This is a genomic window from Streptomyces sp. P9-2B-2 (assembly GCF_030406865.1).
Classification (GTDB): domain Bacteria; phylum Actinomycetota; class Actinomycetes; order Streptomycetales; family Streptomycetaceae; genus Streptomyces; species Streptomyces platensis.
This window is the reverse complement of the sequence record NZ_CP129126.1, coordinates 4,835,487-4,851,518: the sequence shown is the minus strand read 5'-3', so window position 1 is coordinate 4,851,518 and position 16,032 is coordinate 4,835,487. Positions and strand designations below refer to the sequence as shown.

Below are 16,032 nucleotides of genomic sequence, written 5' to 3'. Positions count from 1 at the left end.
CCCCGCCGAAGGAAGCGATGGAGTACTCCGCCGCCCCGCCCGCCCCGGTACGGTTCGCCCTGCCGGGGCGCCGGCCTGCCCTGTGGCGGTGGCTGCTGCGCACCGCCCGCGCGACGGCCGCCCGCCGCGAGACACCGCGCCCGGGCCATGCGCCGCCGCCTGTCGCGTACGGCCGACCCGCGGGCTCCCGGCCCCGGTTGCCGGACGGCGTGGGCGCCGCACCGCCCGAACCCGCGCCCACGATCAGCGAGCTGTACCACGCCCACCGGCTGACCATGGTCCGGCTGGCCGTGCTGCTCGTCGACGACCGCGCCACCGCGGAGGACGTCGTCCAGGACGCGTTCGCCGCGCTCTACAAGCGGCACGGCGAACAGCTCGACGAGGTCGACAACGCGCTCGCCTATCTGCGCACCGCGGTGGTCAACGCGGCCCGTTCGGTACTGCGGCGCCGCCGGACCGCGCGCAACTACACCCCGCCGTACGAGGCGGACGCGCCGTCCGCCGAGGAGCGGATCGTGCTGGACGAGGAGCACCGGGAGGTGTTCGCCGCGCTCAGCGGGCTGACCGCCCGCCGCCGGGAGGTGCTCGTGCTGCGCTACTGGGGCGATCTGACGGAGGCGCAGATCGCGACGACACTGGGCATCAGCCGCGGCGCGGTGAAGTCCCTCGCCAGCCGCGCCCTGGACTCGCTGGAGAAGATCTTGGAGGCGCGGTCATGAACGGCCCCGGCACGGGATACGGCCGCACCGGAGACGCCCCGGAGGACCGCCCGGGTGACGGTGGGGGCGGCGCGGGCGGTGTCGGCCCCGGACCCGGCCTCGACGGCACGGTGTCCGGGCGCCCCGTGGAGGACCGGCTGCGCCGGGCCTTCGCGGCCCGCGCCGAGAGCATCGCCATCCGGGATCTGCGGCCCGCCGCGCCCCCGCGCCCCACACCGCGCCGCGGCCTGCTCGGTCCGCCGCGGCCCTGGCTGCGCCGTTTCGGGCTGCCGCTGGCAGCGGCCGCCGCAGCCGCCGCCGTCGCACTCGGCTATCTGGCGACCGCCCCCGACGGCCCGCCGGACCGGCCGCTGCCCGCCCGGCCACCGCACTCCGTCGACCCGTCACCGGACCCGACGCCTACGGAGCCGAACACCACGCCGTCGCCGAGCGCGTCGCGGCCGGGCAGCCACCGGCCCCCCGGCCCCTCCGGCTCGCCGCCCCCCTCCCGGCCGCCGCGGGACACCCCCACGCCCCCCGCCACGCCCCAGCCGTCCGACCGCCCGGACGGCCGGCCCTCCGGGACCAACCAGCCGCCCTCCACACCCCCGTCACCCACCCCCACCCCGGAAGGCGGCGACCGGAGCACCGCCCCTACGGCGTCCGCGAGTTGAGGGGGTTACGGACGCTCGCCACCGGCCCCGGGAGCACCGGCCCGGGCCCGCCACCCCCGCACCCCGAGCGCCGCGACCAGCAGCGTCCCGCCGGTGCACAGCAGCGCGAACAGATCACCGGTCCGGCTGTAGAGGGTGTCCGTCCGCGGCTGCACCGGCACCTCGGCGATCAGCGTCTGCCGGTCCGCGGTGAAGTAGTCCGCGCGGCCGCGGATACGGCCCTGGTGGTCCACCGCGGTGGCGACACCGTGCACGGACTGCCGGACCATGGCGTAGCCGTACTCGACGGACCGGAAGACGGCCCGCTGCGCGTGCAGCGACTCGAAGCCCGCCCAGTCGTTGGCGGGCACCATGATCAGTGCGGTGCCCTGGTCCGCCGCCCGCCGCATCAGCCCGGGGAAGTCGGCGTCGTAGCAGATCACCGTCGCCAGCCGCCCGTACGGCGAGCCGGTGACGGGTACCGCCCCCTTGCCGGGCGTCATCGGCTCCATCGGGGTGGGGTGCGTCTTGTCGTAGGTCCAGGCGACCTTCCCCTCCGGTGTCACCAGGGCGGCGACATTGCGCACATAGGGCGGCCGCGGAGTGGAGAGGGCGAAGGCGGTGTTGACGTAGACCTGGCGCTTGCGGGCGATCCCGGCGACCCGGCCGAGCAGCCGCTGCCGGTCGTCCGACAGCACCCGCGCCTGGGTCTCCGGCCACACCACGATCCGCGCCCCGGCCCGCGCCTCCCGGTCGGTGGCCGCCACCAGCTCGTCGGTCACCGGCGCCAGCGCGGCCCGCACCCGCCGCGGATCGGCCCGCACCAGATTCCGCGGCCGCCACAGCTCCTCCCCGGCCTGGTGCAGCGCCCGTTCAGTGGCCCGTTCCGCGGCACGGCCGGCGCTGATACCCGCGACCCGTACGGTCTCCGTCGTCGGCGCACAGCACACCAGCCGTACGCCACCGGCGCCCAGCACCAGCGCCAGCACCGCGGCCCACACCAGCGCGCCGCGCCGGATCTCCCGCCACCGGAATCCGCGCCGCCATGCCCAGTGCGCGACCGAGGCCGTCCACGCCACCACGAAGCTGACGCCGTACACACCGGTGACGGAGGCGAGTTGGACCAGCGGCAGAAAGCCGTGCTGGGTGAAGCCGAGCGCCCCGTAATCGCCGAAGTCGGCCAGCCGCGTGAAGAGATACTCCCCGCAGACCAGCACCACCGGAAAGACCAGCGTCGAGCACACCGAGCCGGTGCGCGCCGCGACCAGCCGGTCGGCGGCGAACGGCAGCGTCTGCACCAGGGCGAGCACCGCGAACACCGCCACTACGGACGGCACGAACACCATCCCGGTCGAGATCAGCCACGCCAACTGGGCCAGCCCCAGCGCGTATCCGACCCGCGGCAGCCCGTGCCGGGCCGGCCGCAGCCGGGCGTAGCGCAGCAGAAAGACCGGAAACAGCCAGGCGGCCGCCGCGAGATGCCAGTTGCTGTGCACGGCGAGCAGCAGCAGCGCGGTACCCACTCCCCACAGCCACCGCCCGGCCGGCCGCGCCCTCCGCGCCCCTTCTTCCGGCCCCCTCCCCGGGGCTTCCCCTCCCCCTGCACCCGCTCCCGCTCCCCCGCGCTCCCGTATGCCGAGCACACCGCTCTCCTCTCCCCGTACGCCTCGCTTACCGCGTACCGGGACGCTAGGAGCGGCGACCCCCTCGGCGCCGCTGCCGTTCGGCAGGGACGACCCCCGACTTTCGTCAGGTCCCGGGGGCGGCGGACACCCCGCCGGGGGCAGCCCCGCAGGCGTTAGCCGTGCGTTAGTGGATCGCCAGCACCCCCGCCGAAGGTCGTATACACGCCACCGTCCGGGGAGCACCCATGCCCATCACCGCCCTCGCCACCATCCGCCGGGCCGCCGCCGCAGCTCTCCTCGTCACCGCCACCCTGGCCCTGACCGCCGGCTGCCACGACGGCACCGGCCACAAAGCCGGGGGCTCCGTCACGGCCGTGTCGCCGGCTCCCGTCCCGCCCTCGCACGACGGCGGCGCCCCGCCCACCGGCCCGGACGGCCGGGCCGCCTGCACCCCCGAGATGCTCAAGTTCCAGGCCGGCGCGATGCCCCGGCGGGCACACCGCATGCTGCTGACGGTCACCAACTTCTCCGACCGGCCCTGCACTTTCGCCGCCCAGCCCTACCCCCTGCTGCACTTCGGCGACGACCGGCGGGCCCCGCTCCCGGCGATCGGCGCCAGCGCACCGCCGGGCGTGGTCTCGCTGGCGCCCAACCGGACCGCGTACGCCCTGATCACCACCTCCGCCGCCCACGGGCCGGACGGCTCGCACCACCGGGGCGGAAAGATCTCCCAGTTCGGCGTCGCCCTGTCGGCCCGGGCCACCCCCACCCAGGTCGGTCTGGACGGCCGCGCCCCGGTCCATGTCGACCCGCACACCGCCCAGGTCACCTACTGGCAGTCGAGCCTGGCGGCCATCAGGAAGTGGTGACGCCCGGACCCGTCCCGTGCTCCGGCGCCCGCCGCGGTAGGCCGTTCGGGTCGCATCCGGCCATATCTGCGAGGCCTCCGCTCCCCAAAGATCCAACTTTGCCGCCAATGATCCTTTTGCACTGCTGCGGCATGGCTGCGCCCGATGCCGCTCGCCCGGTAGGCTTTCCGTGTGATCTTCAAGCGCATCGGAAACGGCCGGCCGTACCCGGACCACGGCCGGGAGAGCACCCGCCAGTGGGCGGACGTCGCTCCGCGCCCGGTACGCCTCGACCAGTTGGTGACGACCAAGCAGCAGCTCGATCTCGAAACGCTGCTCGCCGAGGACTCCACGTTCTACGGCGACCTCTTCGCGCATGTCGTGAAGTGGGAGGGCGACCTCTATCTGGAGGACGGGCTGCACCGCGCGGTGCGCGCGGCCCTTCAGCAGCGCCAGGTGCTGCACGCGCGCGTGCTCGAACTGGGCTGACGCCCGGCCCGCTCGCCGCCCAACAGGCCGGAAATCGCCCTTACCCGCCTGACACCACCCAACCCACCCCGCCCGAATTGACCCTTTTGGGTTGGGTCTCGCACGACGCGTTGATCATCTAGTAGGCACGGACCGCCGCCCGCACTACGCTGCGCCCATGAGCATGCTGACGCCCCCAGGCATGGGCGGTAGGAAGTACCGCATCACGGGCGACAGGTATCCGCGGATGCGCCGTCCCCGCCACCGTCGCCGGATCGTTCTCACCCTCGTCGCCGCCGCCTGCGCCCTCGGCCTGGCCGGCTGGGGCACCTTGCAGCTCATCGACGTCTTCGGCGGCCGGGCGGGTACCGCCCACGCCGCCCAGGACAAACAGCACTGCCAGGACGGCGCCAAGACGGAAGCCGCCCAGGCGAAGACCGCCGCCCGGAAGCTGCCCGCGCCCGGCACCCTGACCGTCAATGTCTTCAACGCCACCCCGCGCTCCGGCCTCGCCAAGCGCACCGCCGACGAACTCCAGAAGCGCGGCTTCAAGATCGGCAAGGTGGGCAACGCCCCCGCCGCCTACGACAAGAAGATCAAGGGCGCCGGAATACTGCTCGGCCCCAGGGCGGCCGACGGCCCGCTGAAGGTGCTCGCCACCCAGCTCGCCGGCGCCCAGCAGAAGACCGACGACCGCAAGGGCGCCGAGCTCGACCTGATCATCGGCGACACCTTCAAGGCGCTGGCCACCCAGCAGGCCGCGACCAAGTCCCTCTCCGTGCTGACCCATCCGTCCCCGGCCCCCGCCGCCGGCGACGCCAAGTGCTGACCGCATAGCAAGGGCCCTGCACCAACCGTGGTGCAGGGCCCGAACAATGATCAGGTGGGAAAGGCGGGTCCGGTCAGCCGGCCGTGCCGTACATCCGGTCGCCCGCGTCGCCGAGGCCCGGCACGATGTAACGCGCCTCGTTCAGCCGCTCGTCGACCGCCGCGGTGACCACCGTCACCGGCGCCCCGGCCAGCTCCTTCTCCATGACCTCGACGCCTTCCGGCGCGGCCAGCAGGCAGATCGCGGTGACATCGTCCGCACCGCGCTGGATCAGCTCACGGATCGCCGCGACCAGCGTGCCGCCGGTGGCGAGCATCGGGTCGACGACGTACACCTGACGGCCCGAGAGGTCGTCGGGCATCCGCGTGGCGTAGGTGTGCGCCTCGTAGGTCTCCTCGTTGCGGACCATGCCCATGAAGCCGACCTCGGCGGTGGGCAGCAGCCGGACCATGCCGTCCAGCATGCCCAGACCGGCCCGCAGGATCGGCACGACCAGGGGGCGCGGGTGCGAGAGCCGCACACCGGTGGTCGCCGTCACCGGCGTCTCGATGTCGACCCGCTCGGTGCGCACATCGCGGGTGGCCTCGTACGCGAGCAGGGTGACCAGCTCGTCGGCGAGCCGCCGGAACGTGGGGGAGTCGGTGCGCTTGTCGCGCAGAGTGGTGAGTTTGTGCGCCACCAGCGGGTGGTCGACGACGTGGATCCGCATGACATCGACACTAACCGAGCCGGAAGGCCCCGGCGCCCGCCGTGCAGTGCCCGGCGGCAGCAGGCGGCCGTGCGAGGTGGCCGGCATCAAACCACTGAAAGGAGGGAAAGGGGGCACGTACGCCCGATTGGCCGTTCCGTCCTCGGGCGAGGAGCTCGCCCGAGGTGGTGTGCGTGTGCCCGACCGTAAGCGGACCGATGACACGAACGACGCCGTCTCCGGTAGCCAGGGCCCGTCCCCGGACGCCGGGAACGAAGCGGCGCGCCGACGGCGCCGTGCACAATTTCTGCGGGAACTGCACGAGGCCAAGGAGTTGCGGGACCGCGTCCAGCCACGCCGCGCGCGGGCCGAGCGGATGCGCCAGGCCGTGCGGATGCGCACATTCCGCTGGTAGCGGAGCCCTGTGCGCCGGTAGCGGAACGCCTTCACGCCCCCGCTCGCGCTGCGGCACGTGAGCGACATCTCTCACAACCTCCGCACGACGCAGCGCCGAAGACCCCGCGCGAACGCGTTGTTTCTGCCACGATTCCGAAGGGGCGGGACCAACGGCGTGCAGCGCCGCCCCGCCCGGCCCGGCACGCCTCATGACCAGTGGGAGAGTCACGGTGTACTTCGCCGCACTGCTCGCGCGCACCGAAGACGGGTGGGAAGCGAGCGATACGGAGCTCGACGATGTGGAGACGCTGACCGATCTGGCCGATCTGGCCCGAGAGGCGGCGGTCGACGACGACACGGTGGTGGCCTTCATCGAGCAGGAGGACGCCTGGTTCGGCGTCATCCGGGTGGACGGCGAGGAAGACCCGCGGGTCTTCCTCTCCAACGCCGCCATCGCCGCCAGAAGCTCGTACGGCGCCATGCTGACCGACGAGCTGCTCGGCCGCGACGAGGACGACGCGACCGACGACCTCGACAGCCTCGACCTGGACGGCACGGAGGACGGCGAACCCGAATCGGACAACAACGTGGACGACGACCCCCTGGAGGCGGTGAACGGCTCGGACGGCCCGCCGCACGGCCCGCTCGGCGATTCCGCCCTGCTGGCCGACCTGGGGGTCAGCGACAAGGAACTGCTGGCCCTCAACGGTGATGCGCTGAGCACCATCGCGGACTCGCTGGGCTGCACGGAAGTCCTCGAAGCCGTGCGCTGAGCCGGCCCGGCCGGACTCCTGCCCCGGGGCCTGCGGCCCCGCCCCGGTCACGTCCCCGACACTGGGGACATGACCGTCCCCCCATCCGCCTCTCTTCCCTCCCCCCCGCCCGACCCGCTGCGCGATCCCTGGACCGCGGCGATGCGGCAGGCGCTGGGCGAGGCCGCCCGCGCCCCCGGGACCGGTGACGTCCCGGTGGGCGCCATCGTGCTGTCCGCGGACGGCACGGTCCTGGGCGCCGGCCACAACGAACGCGAGGCCACCGGCGACCCGACCGCCCACGCCGAGGTCCTCGCGCTGCGCGCCGCGGCCCGGGCCCTCGGAAAGTGGCGGCTGACCGACTGCACGCTGGTCGTCACCCTCGAACCGTGCACGATGTGCGCCGGGGCGATCGTGCTCTCCCGGATCGACCGCGTCGTCTACGGCGCCCGCGACGCGAAGGCCGGGGCGGCCGGCTCCCTCTGGGACGTCATCCGTGACCGGCGTCTCAACCACCGCCCCGAAGTCATCACCGGCGTCCTCGAAGCCGAGTGTGCGGCCCTGCTCACCGACTTCTTCCGCGAGCGCTGACCGGCGTCCGGAGCCCGTGGCGGCCGCCGCCCGGAATCCGATTTCGGCGCACGGCCACCCTTGGGCTAAGCTCTCTCTCGGTAGCGTGTCCGAGCGGCCGAAGGAGCGCGCCTCGAAAGCGCGTGAGGGGGCAACTCCTCCGTGGGTTCAAATCCCACCGCTACCGCTCTGAGGGCGAAGGCCCCGATCCCCACCAGGATCGGGGCCTTTGTCATGTCCGGCGGCCGCGAGGACCGACGGCGCGGCGCGGGTTCCGCGCCCGGCCGAAGCGCAGGTTCCGCGCCACGCACCCGCCACAGAGATCTCGCCACAGAAAAGCGGCGCGCCCGCCGGGACGGGCGCGCCGCTGAGCCGGGGTGGCCGGGCGGGCGTCTACTGGGCGCTGCGCCTGGTGCGCGAGCGGACGAAGCGCACGAGCAGCCAGATCGCCACGATCACCAGCACCAGGAAGACGACGAACAGCACGATCAGCACGATGCCGAGCTTCTTGAAGAAGCTGCCCTTCTTCTTCGCCTTCTTCTTCCACTTCGACACCTTGGACTTGGACACCGTCGTGAAGTGCGGCGCGTGGTGTGCCCGGTGGTGGCGGAACGAGACGGGCTGCGCGGGAGCGGCGGCGAGCCGTACGGAGGCGTCTGCGCCCCGGCTCGGAGCGCTCGCGGCGGCGACCGGGCGGGTGGTGTCCCCCGTGCCGGCCGCGGCTGCCGGTGCGATGGCCGCGGCCAGCAGACCGGCCAGCAGGGCCAGCACGATGGCCGACCGCCGCCGCGTCAGGGGCGGGCGGGCACCGCTCCGGGCGGTCCGGGCGGCTCGGTACGACGAATCGGGCGCGGGTGAGGCGGAGTTCATGGGCATCTTCGGTTCCCCCTTGGGACGAGCGTCCCGCCATTATGTGCCGCGGCCCGGCGCCTGTCGCCGTACACGACGGGAGCCCCGCCGCCGGGCTTTTCCTGGTTTCCCCCGTGGTCACCAGGGGCGGCTCGGCGACAGGGCTCCCGTCCAGGGGAAGCGGCGTTCGCGGACGGCCGCGTCCTCCCGAGAAGGACCACACCTCGAGTCCACGCCACTGTCCGGGGGGCGGTCGTGACGTGAACCCCGCAGCGAGGCTCCGGTCCAGGGGCCGGGATTCCTGCCAGGATCACCGGCCCACGTCTCTCAGGGTGCCTCCCGGGAGCCGTCCCAACAGGCAGGCGAAGGGCCCGCTTTGGTGGGCCTTTGGTCCATAAAGTCCGGATCAGTGCCGGGCTGGAGCGGACGCACTCGGCCCGCAACCTCGGCTCCCGAGATCGAACACCTGTGGTTACACTCGCCCGACTGCAACCGGGAAGTGCAGGCACCGCCGTGGGGGCCTGCGTAGGGGAGACGGGACTGATGGCGCAGGCGAAGAAGATCGCGTTGTACATGATCATTGTCTTCGTGCTGTACACGATCATCACCTCCCCGCAGCGGGCCGCCGAGATGGTGCAGATAGGCTTCGAGGGCATCTCGTCCGCCGCTCAGGGCGTCGGCGAGTTCATGACCCAGCTGATCAAGTAGGGACCGCCCGCCCCGGCCGGCGAACCCTGGGGGCCGCCCGCGACCGGGCCGGCCCACGGTCGGCCGGTGCCCCAGCCCCGGCCCAGCCCGCCCGACGACCGGACCGGCTGCGCCCCGTCCGCCGCACGGAGGCTCCCGTGATCCGCCACCTGGTCCTGTTCAAGCTCAATGAAGGTGTCTCCCGCGACGAGGAGCGGGTGCAGGCCGGCGTCCGCGCGTTCGCGGCGCTGGAGGGCGAGATTCCGGAGCTGGCGTTCTGGGAGTGCGCCTGGAACATCACCGACCGGCCGATCGCCTACGACTACGCGATCAACTCGGCGGTGGCCGACAAGGACGCCCTCAAGCGCTATATCGAGCACCCGGCCCACCAGGCGGCCGCTGCCCAGTGGCGTGAATTCGCCACCTGGGTGATCGCCGACTACGAATTCTGAGCCGCGGCACTCCCCCGGCCCGCTCCGCCGAGCCCCTCACCCCTCGTGGGTGGGGGGCTTTGCCGTACCCCGGCCCCGACCGCCTACCACCCACCCGCCTCACGCCACCCCGCAGCCACTCAACTCTCTGTTCAACACGGCGTTATGAGGTGCTTGCACACAGTGCACATGTCTTGTGATGCTATGACCGCTTTTGCCGGATACATGCACTGTGAAGGGTGGCGTGACCGTGACGGCCCGTACTGCGCCCAAGGCTCCATCCCGCGAGAGCCGAAGCGCGGACACGCGGGCGCTCACGCAGGTGCTGTTCGCGGAGCTGACGGACCTCGACCCCGGCACCCCGGAGCACACCCGGGTCCGCGCCGCCCTGATCGAGGCCAATCTGCCGCTGGTCCGCTATGCCGCGGCGCGCTTCCGCAGCCGCAATGAGCCGATGGAGGACGTCATCCAGGTCGGCACCATCGGCCTGATCAACGCGATCGACCGGTTCGATCCGGACCGCGGCGTCCAGTTCCCCACCTTCGCGATGCCTACCGTCGTCGGCGAGATCAAACGCTACTTTCGAGACAATGTCCGCACGGTCCATGTGCCACGCCGTCTCCACGAGCTCTGGGTCCAGGTCAACGGCGCGACCGAGGACCTGACGGTGCTGCACGGCCGCTCCCCCACCACCGCCGAGATCGCCGAGCGACTGAAGATCGGCGAGGACGAGGTACTGGCCTGCCTGGAGGCGGGCCGTTCGTATCACGCCACCTCACTGGAGGCCGCACAGGAGGGCGACGGCCTGCCCGGTCTGCTCGACCGCCTCGGATACGAGGACCCGGAGCTGGCCGGCGTCGAGCACCGGGACCTCGTACGGCATCTCCTGGTCCAGCTGCCGGAGCGCGAGCAGCGGATCCTTCTGCTGCGTTACTACAGCAATCTGACGCAGTCACAGATCAGTGCGGAACTAGGGGTGTCGCAGATGCATGTCTCGCGGCTACTGTCGCGGAGCTTCGCTCGGCTGCGATCCGCAAACAGGATCGACGCGTAGCCGGGACGAGCGACCCGATCCGGCACAGATATGTCGACATGGCGCTACAGCGTGTTGCCGACATGTGACATTCTGCTGGAACCGCGTTTGCCGCGGCGCTGCCTCCGGTATTCAGGTGGAGGCATCACTCCTCGGTCCACCCCGGTCCGAGGACGCCGCAGCGACCCGACCGCGACCTCAAGGGGGTGGCATGTCCGTAGAACTGGGCAGCTCGAAGGTGCTTCCCGCGATTCCCGCGCCCGCACCGCACGTGCATGACGACGACGCCATCAACACCCGCACGCTCTCCCGCTCCCTGTTCCTGCGGCTGGCCTCGCTCGACAAGGACTGCGCGGAGCGTACGTACGTACGCGACACGCTCATCGAGCTGAACCTCCCGCTGGTCCGCTATGCGGCGGCCCGGTTCCGCAGCCGCAACGAGCCGATGGAGGACATCGTCCAGGTCGGCACGATCGGTCTGATCAAGGCGATCGACCGTTTCGATTGCGAACGCGGCGTGGAATTCCCGACGTTCGCGATGCCTACCGTGGTCGGCGAGATCAAGCGGTTCTTCCGCGACACCTCGTGGTCGGTGCGGGTCCCGCGCCGCCTCCAGGAGCTCCGGCTCGCCCTCACCAAGGCCAGTGACGAGCTCTCCCAGAAGCTGGACCGCTCCCCGACCGTTCCCGAACTGGCCCTGTGCCTGGGGGTGTCGGAGGAGGACGTGGTCGACGGTCTCGCCGTCGGCAACGCCTACACCGCCTCCTCGCTCGACTCCCCCTCCCCCGAGGACGACGGCGGTGAGGGCTCCCTCGCGGACCGCCTCGGCTACGAGGACACCGCCCTGGAGGGCGTGGAGTACCGCGAGTCCCTCAAGCCGCTGCTGGCCAAACTCCCGGCCCGCGAGCGCCAGATCATCATGCTGCGCTTCTTCGCCAACATGACGCAGTCCCAGATCGGCGAGGAGGTCGGCATCTCCCAGATGCATGTCTCCCGGCTGCTCACCCGCACCCTGGCACAGCTGCGCGAGGGCCTCATCTCCGACTGAGGAACGGTCCGCCGGGGGGCTGTACGGCGCTTCGTGCCGCTCGGCGGACAGTCACAAGAGGAGCCAGGAGGACGGCTCCCCCGTCATACCCTCAGGGACTTTGCACGTGCCCCGTCGAAACGGGACTTGATACGGGCCGCAGCCGCCCGTCCGCCGTACGTGCTGTCCGCCGGCCGACGACGTCGACGCCGTACCCCCAAGTGGCAGCTGACGCCCCGGCAATGGCGGCTATCGACCCACCTTCCGCACCCCGGCGTCCGGCACCTGTACATCTGACGCACTGTCAGCAACACTGCCCCGATGCGACGGACGACGACTGTGGCCTCCGCTTCTGCGGCCGTGCTGTGTCTGGGTGTCCTGCTGACCGGCTGCGGGAGCGCGGCCGGTGCGGGCCATGCCGCGGTGGGTGCGGCCGGTCCCGGCGACGGCCGGGTGCCGACACACGCCGTACCGCCCCGGGACGGCGTCCAGCTGACGCCTCTGGACGGCGACGGGAGCCAGACGCGGAACGGCGGCAAAGACGGCAGCGGTGGCGGCATGGAGTCCGGGCGGGCCGGTACGGGGGCGTCCGAGGGCTCCGGCAAGGAGGACACGGCCGACGGCGCACGGCTCTCCGGCAGCCCCGGTGCGTCCGGTGCCCGGCACGGCTCATCGGCGCCCACCACAGGAGCCCACCCCGGCCACGGGGGCGCCACCACGCCCCCGACGTCACCGGGCTCCCCCAACTCCCCCTCGCGCCCCGGCCATCCCACCCCGCCGCACGGCACCCCCGCCCCCGAACCGCCCTCCCCCACCCTCCCGGGCGGCCCGGACACCCCCGACGGCCTGCTGATCGGTGTGCCCGGCCGGTCCGGTACCGACGTCCGCTGGTGCGAGCGGGTCACCCTGGAGTTCCTCAACACCGGTGACCGGCCCGTCACGTCCGGCACGGTCACCTTCGGGACACACATCATCGGCGGCCTCGGCATCGACTGGGCCACCCTCCACTCCACCCACAAGCTGCCGCTGCCGCTGGCGCCGGGGAAGAAGAAGACCGGCAGCTGGCGGGTGTGTGTGGACGGCTGGCGGGTGCCGGCGGGCATGCACATCGAGACGAAGGATGTGGCCTTCACCTGGAAGTGAGGGAGCTGGGCAGGGGTGCCGGGTCCCGCGGCCGGGCGGGCCGCGCCGTTCCCCCATCAGCGCGGGGAAACCTCTCCCTGGATAGCGATGAGTTCCCAGCGGTGCGACGGTCTATAGAGGCACAGACGCAGCCACCGGCCGCGAACCGTCCCAGGGAGAGACCATGCCCAAGATCACCCCCAACCTCTGGTTCGACACCCAAGGCAAGGAAGCCGCCGAGTTCTACTGCTCGGTGTTCCCGAACTCGAAGATCACCGACGTCACGTATTACAACGCGGCGGGCCCGCGGGAGGCCGGCACCGTACTGACGGTGGAGTTCCAGCTCGACGGCCAGGAGTACCTCGCGATCAACGGTGGCCCGGAGTTCACCTTCACCGAGGCCATCTCCCTGATGATCACCTGCGCCGACCAGGACGAGATCGACTACTACTGGGCCAAGCTCTCCGAGGGCGGCGAAGAGGGTCCCTGCGGCTGGCTGAAGGACAAGTACGGGCTGTCCTGGCAGGTGGCGCCCGGCGGTATGACGGAGCTGCTCAACGATCCGGACCAGGAGCGGGCGGCCCGTGCCATGAAGGCCATGTTCGGCATGAAGAAGATCGATATCGCGGCGCTCCAGGCGGCGGCCGACCAGGCCTGAGGCGCCTTCCCGGCCAGTTTCCGCGGGTGTATCGGAGCCCCGGGCCCGCCGCGGTCCGGGGCCCGCCGCGGTCCGGGGCCCGTCGCCGCGCCGTGGGCCGCGGCCTCAGGAGCGGCTGGGATTCCGTCCGGTCCGTATCGGGCGCGGGGCGGGACTGTGGCGTATGTCCACGTCGCGCAGGGCCCGGGTGGCCGCGTCCACGACCGTGGGGGACGCCTCGGCGAAGACGGCCTCATGCGCGTCGGCGTTGGTGCGGACGGCGCGCTCGGCCGTCCGCACCCCGTCCGGCGTCAGGCTGATCATGGTGCTTCGGCCGTCGTCCGGCGAGGGCTCGCGGCGGACGAAGCCACGCTCGGCGAGGTGGTTGACGACGTTGCTGATGCCGCCGGAGGACAGCAGCAGGGCGCGGGCCAGTTCGTTCGGCTTCATACGGTACGGCTCGCCCGCCCGGCGCAGGGCGACCAGGATGTCGAACTCGGCGACGGTCAGGCCGAGTTCGGGCAGCACGCCACGGGTGGCCTGATCCAGGGCGCGGGCGAGCTGGGCTATGCGCTTCGAGAGTTCCGTCGTCGGGCGGAGCACGTCCGGCAGCTCGGTGTGCCAGGCGTCCATCAGCGCGTCGACGGGATCAGGGCGCGGTCCGGGTGGTGCGGTCACGTCGGCAGGATAGATCAGCATCATGATAGCTTTCTATAAAGCTTTCTTCCGAACGTGTAGAGGGTGACTTGCCATGGGAATCGAGCGCCATCACTCACCGCGCCTGCTTCTGCGCGGCGGCCTGGTCATCGACACCGCCCCCCACCCCGTCGTCCACCCGCACACCGATGTCCTCGTCGAGGAGGGCCGAATCGCCGCCGTGGGCCGCGGGCTGCCCTTCGACGAGACCGATACCGGCCTGGAAGTGATCGACGCCCGCGCGCTGATCGTGCTGCCGGGATTCGTCGACACCCACCGGCACGTGTGGCAGGCCGTGCTGCGGTCCGCCGCGGTCGACGAGAGCCTCGACAGCTATCTCGGCCGGATCCTCGGCGACCTCTCCGGCCGCTTCACACCCGCCGATGTGTACACCGGCAACCTCCTCGGCGCGCTGGAGTGCCTGGACACCGGCGTCACCACCGTGCAGGACTTCTCGCACGTCCAGTACACGCCGGAGCACAGCGCGGCGGCCGTCGAGGCGCTGGAGGAGGCCGGTATCCGCGCCGTCTTCGGCTACGGCTACCCCGTCTTCGACGACACCGCCCGACGGGCCGACTGGGTGCGGGACGTCCGCACGAAGTACTTCCCGTCGCGCGAGGCCCTGCTCACGATGGCGCTGGCCCCCGTCGGCCCCTCCTTCGCCCCGCCGGAGACCGTGCGGGAGGACTGGCTGCTCGCCCGTGAGCTGGGGCTGCCGATCGCCGTGCATGTGACCGCCGGGCCGGTGGCGATGCGGCCGATCGCCGCCCTCCAGGAGCAGGGGCTGCTCACCGCCGGCACCCTCTACGTACACGGCAATTCACTGCCCGACTCCGAGCTGCGGCTGATCGCCGAGTCCGGCGGCGCGGTGGCGATCACGCCGGCGATCGAGGCCTCGATGCGGTTCGGCGCACCGATGGCGGGCCGGCTGCGTCGGGCCGGCATCCCGACGGGGCTGGGCGCGGACGCGGTCACCTCGGCGCCGGGCGACATGTTCTCCCAGATGCGCGCCGCCCTGATGAGCAGTCACTTCGACGGCAACGGCGACGGCGAGGCCGACGCGCCCACGGTCAAGGCGGCCGATGTCCTGCGGATGGCCACCGCGGAGGGCGCCGCGGCCCTCGGCCTGGCCGACGAGGTGGGCTCACTCGGCATCGGCAAACGCGCCGACCTCGTCCTGCTGCGCGCCGACGCCCTCAACCTCGCCCCGGTCGCCCACGACCCGATCGGCGCCGTGGTGACCGCCGCCCACCCCGGGAACATCGACACGGTCCTGGTGGACGGGCGGCCGGTCAAGCGCCACGGGCAACTGCTGTACGGGGAGCTGGGCAGCGTACTGGACACGGCGCACCGGGCGGCGGAGCGGTTGGTGGCCACGGGCTGAGGGCTGAGCAGCGTCAGACTTCCGGCCGCCGCTGCGTGACGAAAGACCCCATGCCAGGCGTGGTGACGATGAGCCCTTCTTCCCGGAGGGCAGCGGTGACCTTGCGGACGGTCATTCGCGCGACGCCAAACTCCTGCTCCATCCGCACCTCAGAAATGAGCTGGCGGGATGGGTACGTACCGTCCGCGATCCGCGCACGGATCACGTCGGCAATCTGCGTCCACTTGGGCGCTGTCGGGTCGAACTCCACGGCGTCAGGAGTCGTCGGCAGGCCGGGCCGCCGCTTTGAGGATGTCAGCGGCGTTCTTCGCGACGAACGACCCCATGCCGGGTTCGGTGTAGATCAGCCCCTCGGCACGCAGCCCGCGGTGCACCTTCTGCCCCGTGGTCGTGGCGATGCCGAATTCCTCCAGCATCTCGACCACTGACGGGACGCGGGTGCCGGGCTGGTACGTGCCGTCGGCGATGCGCTGGCGGATCACGTCGGCGACCTGGCGCCATCGAGGCCGGTCCGGTGCAAATTCGATCACCTGAACAAGGTAGGCACGCCACACCATGGCAAGCGAGAGGCACTAAGGTGTGCCATGGGGTACCAGACTGCACTAGGCTCGCCATCGAAAGAGCCCCGGCGGGTGCGCC

21 protein-coding genes and 1 tRNA gene are annotated in these 16,032 nt (G+C 71.9%); 16 read left to right on the top strand and 6 right to left on the bottom strand.

What is annotated here, in order from left to right:
- Nucleotides 1-17: 17 nt before the first annotated feature.
- Both QT196_RS21240 and QT196_RS21235 read left to right on the top strand, forming a co-directional pair.
- On the top strand, nucleotides 18-719 hold the full coding sequence (locus QT196_RS21240) for a SigE family RNA polymerase sigma factor (protein WP_266738083.1): 702 nt from the start codon (nucleotides 18-20) through the stop codon (nucleotides 717-719).
- Nucleotides 716-1,372: a hypothetical protein gene (locus QT196_RS21235; RefSeq protein ID WP_266738085.1), complete on the top strand. Its 657-nt coding sequence runs from the start codon at nucleotides 716-718 to the stop codon at nucleotides 1,370-1,372. The genes QT196_RS21240 and QT196_RS21235 overlap by 4 nt, the downstream gene beginning before the upstream one ends.
- A 5-nt stretch (nucleotides 1,373-1,377) precedes the next feature.
- On the opposite strand, the gene QT196_RS21230 is transcribed toward QT196_RS21235, so the two are convergent.
- Nucleotides 1,378-2,874 (bottom strand): nitrilase-related carbon-nitrogen hydrolase, encoded by a 1,497-nt coding sequence (locus QT196_RS21230; RefSeq protein WP_248001242.1) that lies wholly within the window; start codon nucleotides 2,872-2,874, stop codon nucleotides 1,378-1,380.
- Nucleotides 2,875-3,221: 347 nt separating this feature from the next.
- On the opposite strand from QT196_RS21230, the gene QT196_RS21225 reads away from it, so the two are divergent.
- The 3 genes from QT196_RS21225 to QT196_RS21215 all read left to right on the top strand — a co-directional run bounded on the left by QT196_RS21225 (nucleotide 3,222) and on the right by QT196_RS21215 (nucleotide 5,121).
- Entirely contained in the window at nucleotides 3,222-3,845 is a 624-nt protein-coding gene (locus tag QT196_RS21225; RefSeq protein WP_266738089.1) for a DUF4232 domain-containing protein, read from the top strand.
- A gap of 171 nt (nucleotides 3,846-4,016) precedes the next feature.
- Complete coding sequence (locus QT196_RS21220; protein WP_030084955.1) at nucleotides 4,017-4,313, top strand: type II toxin-antitoxin system VapB family antitoxin; 297 nt, start codon at nucleotides 4,017-4,019, stop codon at nucleotides 4,311-4,313.
- Between the two features lie 157 nt (nucleotides 4,314-4,470).
- Nucleotides 4,471-5,121 carry a LytR C-terminal domain-containing protein gene (locus tag QT196_RS21215; RefSeq protein ID WP_085928169.1) on the top strand — a complete coding sequence of 217 codons (651 nt, stop codon included), beginning with the start codon at nucleotides 4,471-4,473 and terminating at the stop codon, nucleotides 5,119-5,121.
- Nucleotides 5,122-5,194: 73 nt separating this feature from the next.
- Here the strand turns inward: QT196_RS21215 and upp are convergent, their stop codons facing one another.
- The gene (gene upp, locus QT196_RS21210; RefSeq protein ID WP_168480568.1) at nucleotides 5,195-5,830 is read right to left on the bottom strand and encodes a uracil phosphoribosyltransferase; all 636 of its coding nucleotides are present in this window, start codon (nucleotides 5,828-5,830) and stop codon (nucleotides 5,195-5,197) included.
- 175 nt (nucleotides 5,831-6,005) lie between these two features.
- On the opposite strand from upp, the gene QT196_RS21205 reads away from it, so the two are divergent.
- From QT196_RS21205 to QT196_RS21190, 4 genes are all read left to right on the top strand, one after another.
- The gene (locus QT196_RS21205; protein ID WP_168480567.1) at nucleotides 6,006-6,224 is read left to right on the top strand and encodes a hypothetical protein; all 219 of its coding nucleotides are present in this window, start codon (nucleotides 6,006-6,008) and stop codon (nucleotides 6,222-6,224) included.
- A 211-nt stretch (nucleotides 6,225-6,435) separates the two neighbouring features.
- Nucleotides 6,436-6,978: a hypothetical protein gene (locus QT196_RS21200; protein WP_168483877.1), complete on the top strand. Its 543-nt coding sequence runs from the start codon at nucleotides 6,436-6,438 to the stop codon at nucleotides 6,976-6,978.
- A gap of 69 nt (nucleotides 6,979-7,047) precedes the next feature.
- Entirely contained in the window at nucleotides 7,048-7,548 is a 501-nt protein-coding gene (gene tadA, locus QT196_RS21195; protein ID WP_290355434.1) for a tRNA adenosine(34) deaminase TadA, read from the top strand.
- 79 nt (nucleotides 7,549-7,627) lie between these two features.
- Nucleotides 7,628-7,714 (top strand) — tRNA-Ser (locus tag QT196_RS21190).
- A gap of 206 nt (nucleotides 7,715-7,920) precedes the next feature.
- Here QT196_RS21190 and QT196_RS21185 read toward each other — a convergent pair.
- Nucleotides 7,921-8,403: a hypothetical protein gene (locus tag QT196_RS21185; RefSeq protein WP_290355433.1), complete on the bottom strand. Its 483-nt coding sequence runs from the start codon at nucleotides 8,401-8,403 to the stop codon at nucleotides 7,921-7,923.
- Nucleotides 8,404-8,889: 486 nt separating this feature from the next.
- Between QT196_RS21185 and QT196_RS21180 the strand changes: the two genes are divergently transcribed.
- The 6 genes from QT196_RS21180 (at nucleotide 8,890) to QT196_RS21155 (ending at nucleotide 13,334) form a co-directional block, all read left to right on the top strand.
- Nucleotides 8,890-9,084 (top strand): hypothetical protein, encoded by a 195-nt coding sequence (locus QT196_RS21180; RefSeq protein WP_290356818.1) that lies wholly within the window; start codon nucleotides 8,890-8,892, stop codon nucleotides 9,082-9,084.
- A gap of 137 nt (nucleotides 9,085-9,221) precedes the next feature.
- Nucleotides 9,222-9,515 carry a Dabb family protein gene (locus QT196_RS21175; RefSeq protein ID WP_042150707.1) on the top strand — a complete coding sequence of 98 codons (294 nt, stop codon included), beginning with the start codon at nucleotides 9,222-9,224 and terminating at the stop codon, nucleotides 9,513-9,515.
- Between the two features lie 223 nt (nucleotides 9,516-9,738).
- Complete coding sequence (locus tag QT196_RS21170) at nucleotides 9,739-10,548, top strand: RNA polymerase sigma factor SigF (RefSeq protein ID WP_168480565.1); 810 nt, start codon at nucleotides 9,739-9,741, stop codon at nucleotides 10,546-10,548.
- Between the two features lie 190 nt (nucleotides 10,549-10,738).
- Entirely contained in the window at nucleotides 10,739-11,575 is an 837-nt protein-coding gene (locus QT196_RS21165) for an RNA polymerase sigma factor SigF (RefSeq protein WP_085928175.1), read from the top strand.
- A gap of 300 nt (nucleotides 11,576-11,875) precedes the next feature.
- Nucleotides 11,876-12,697: a hypothetical protein gene (locus tag QT196_RS21160; RefSeq protein WP_290355432.1), complete on the top strand. Its 822-nt coding sequence runs from the start codon at nucleotides 11,876-11,878 to the stop codon at nucleotides 12,695-12,697.
- A 163-nt stretch (nucleotides 12,698-12,860) separates the two neighbouring features.
- Nucleotides 12,861-13,334 (top strand): VOC family protein, encoded by a 474-nt coding sequence (locus tag QT196_RS21155; RefSeq protein WP_235470981.1) that lies wholly within the window; start codon nucleotides 12,861-12,863, stop codon nucleotides 13,332-13,334.
- Nucleotides 13,335-13,439: 105 nt separating this feature from the next.
- Here the strand turns inward: QT196_RS21155 and QT196_RS21150 are convergent, their stop codons facing one another.
- Nucleotides 13,440-13,991, bottom strand: coding sequence for a MarR family transcriptional regulator (locus tag QT196_RS21150; protein ID WP_290355431.1), 552 nt, complete (start codon nucleotides 13,989-13,991; stop codon nucleotides 13,440-13,442).
- 73 nt (nucleotides 13,992-14,064) lie between these two features.
- Here QT196_RS21150 and QT196_RS21145 point away from each other — a divergent pair, with 73 nt between their 5' ends.
- Nucleotides 14,065-15,393, top strand: a complete 1,329-nt coding sequence (locus QT196_RS21145) for an amidohydrolase family protein (RefSeq protein ID WP_168480562.1) — start codon at nucleotides 14,065-14,067, stop codon at nucleotides 15,391-15,393.
- A 13-nt stretch (nucleotides 15,394-15,406) separates the two neighbouring features.
- Here the strand turns inward: QT196_RS21145 and QT196_RS21140 are convergent, their stop codons facing one another.
- Together QT196_RS21140 and QT196_RS21135 are read right to left on the bottom strand one after the other, a co-directional pair.
- Nucleotides 15,407-15,643: a GntR family transcriptional regulator gene (locus QT196_RS21140; protein ID WP_168480561.1), complete on the bottom strand. Its 237-nt coding sequence runs from the start codon at nucleotides 15,641-15,643 to the stop codon at nucleotides 15,407-15,409.
- A 4-nt stretch (nucleotides 15,644-15,647) separates the two neighbouring features.
- Entirely contained in the window at nucleotides 15,648-15,923 is a 276-nt protein-coding gene (locus QT196_RS21135; RefSeq protein WP_248001239.1) for a winged helix-turn-helix domain-containing protein, read from the bottom strand.
- Nucleotides 15,924-16,032: the final 109 nt, after the last annotated feature.

What these genes read in the sequence shown, in the direction of transcription:
- QT196_RS21145 (WP_168480562.1), top strand. Translation starts at nt 14,065, where the DNA reads ATGGGAATCGAGCGCCATCACTCACCGCGCCTGCTTCTGCGCGGCGGC.
- tadA (WP_290355434.1), top strand. Translation starts at nt 7,048, where the DNA reads ATGACCGTCCCCCCATCCGCCTCTCTTCCCTCCCCCCCGCCCGACCCG.
- QT196_RS21235 (WP_266738085.1), top strand. Translation starts at nt 716, where the DNA reads ATGAACGGCCCCGGCACGGGATACGGCCGCACCGGAGACGCCCCGGAG.
- QT196_RS21225 (WP_266738089.1), top strand. Translation starts at nt 3,222, where the DNA reads ATGCCCATCACCGCCCTCGCCACCATCCGCCGGGCCGCCGCCGCAGCT.
- upp (WP_168480568.1), bottom strand. Translation starts at nt 5,830, where the DNA reads ATGCGGATCCACGTCGTCGACCACCCGCTGGTGGCGCACAAACTCACC.
- QT196_RS21155 (WP_235470981.1), top strand. Translation starts at nt 12,861, where the DNA reads ATGCCCAAGATCACCCCCAACCTCTGGTTCGACACCCAAGGCAAGGAA.
- QT196_RS21185 (WP_290355433.1), bottom strand. Translation starts at nt 8,403, where the DNA reads ATGCCCATGAACTCCGCCTCACCCGCGCCCGATTCGTCGTACCGAGCC.
- QT196_RS21165 (WP_085928175.1), top strand. Translation starts at nt 10,739, where the DNA reads ATGTCCGTAGAACTGGGCAGCTCGAAGGTGCTTCCCGCGATTCCCGCG.
- QT196_RS21160 (WP_290355432.1), top strand. Translation starts at nt 11,876, where the DNA reads ATGCGACGGACGACGACTGTGGCCTCCGCTTCTGCGGCCGTGCTGTGT.
- QT196_RS21240 (WP_266738083.1), top strand. Translation starts at nt 18, where the DNA reads ATGGAGTACTCCGCCGCCCCGCCCGCCCCGGTACGGTTCGCCCTGCCG.
- QT196_RS21215 (WP_085928169.1), top strand. Translation starts at nt 4,471, where the DNA reads ATGAGCATGCTGACGCCCCCAGGCATGGGCGGTAGGAAGTACCGCATC.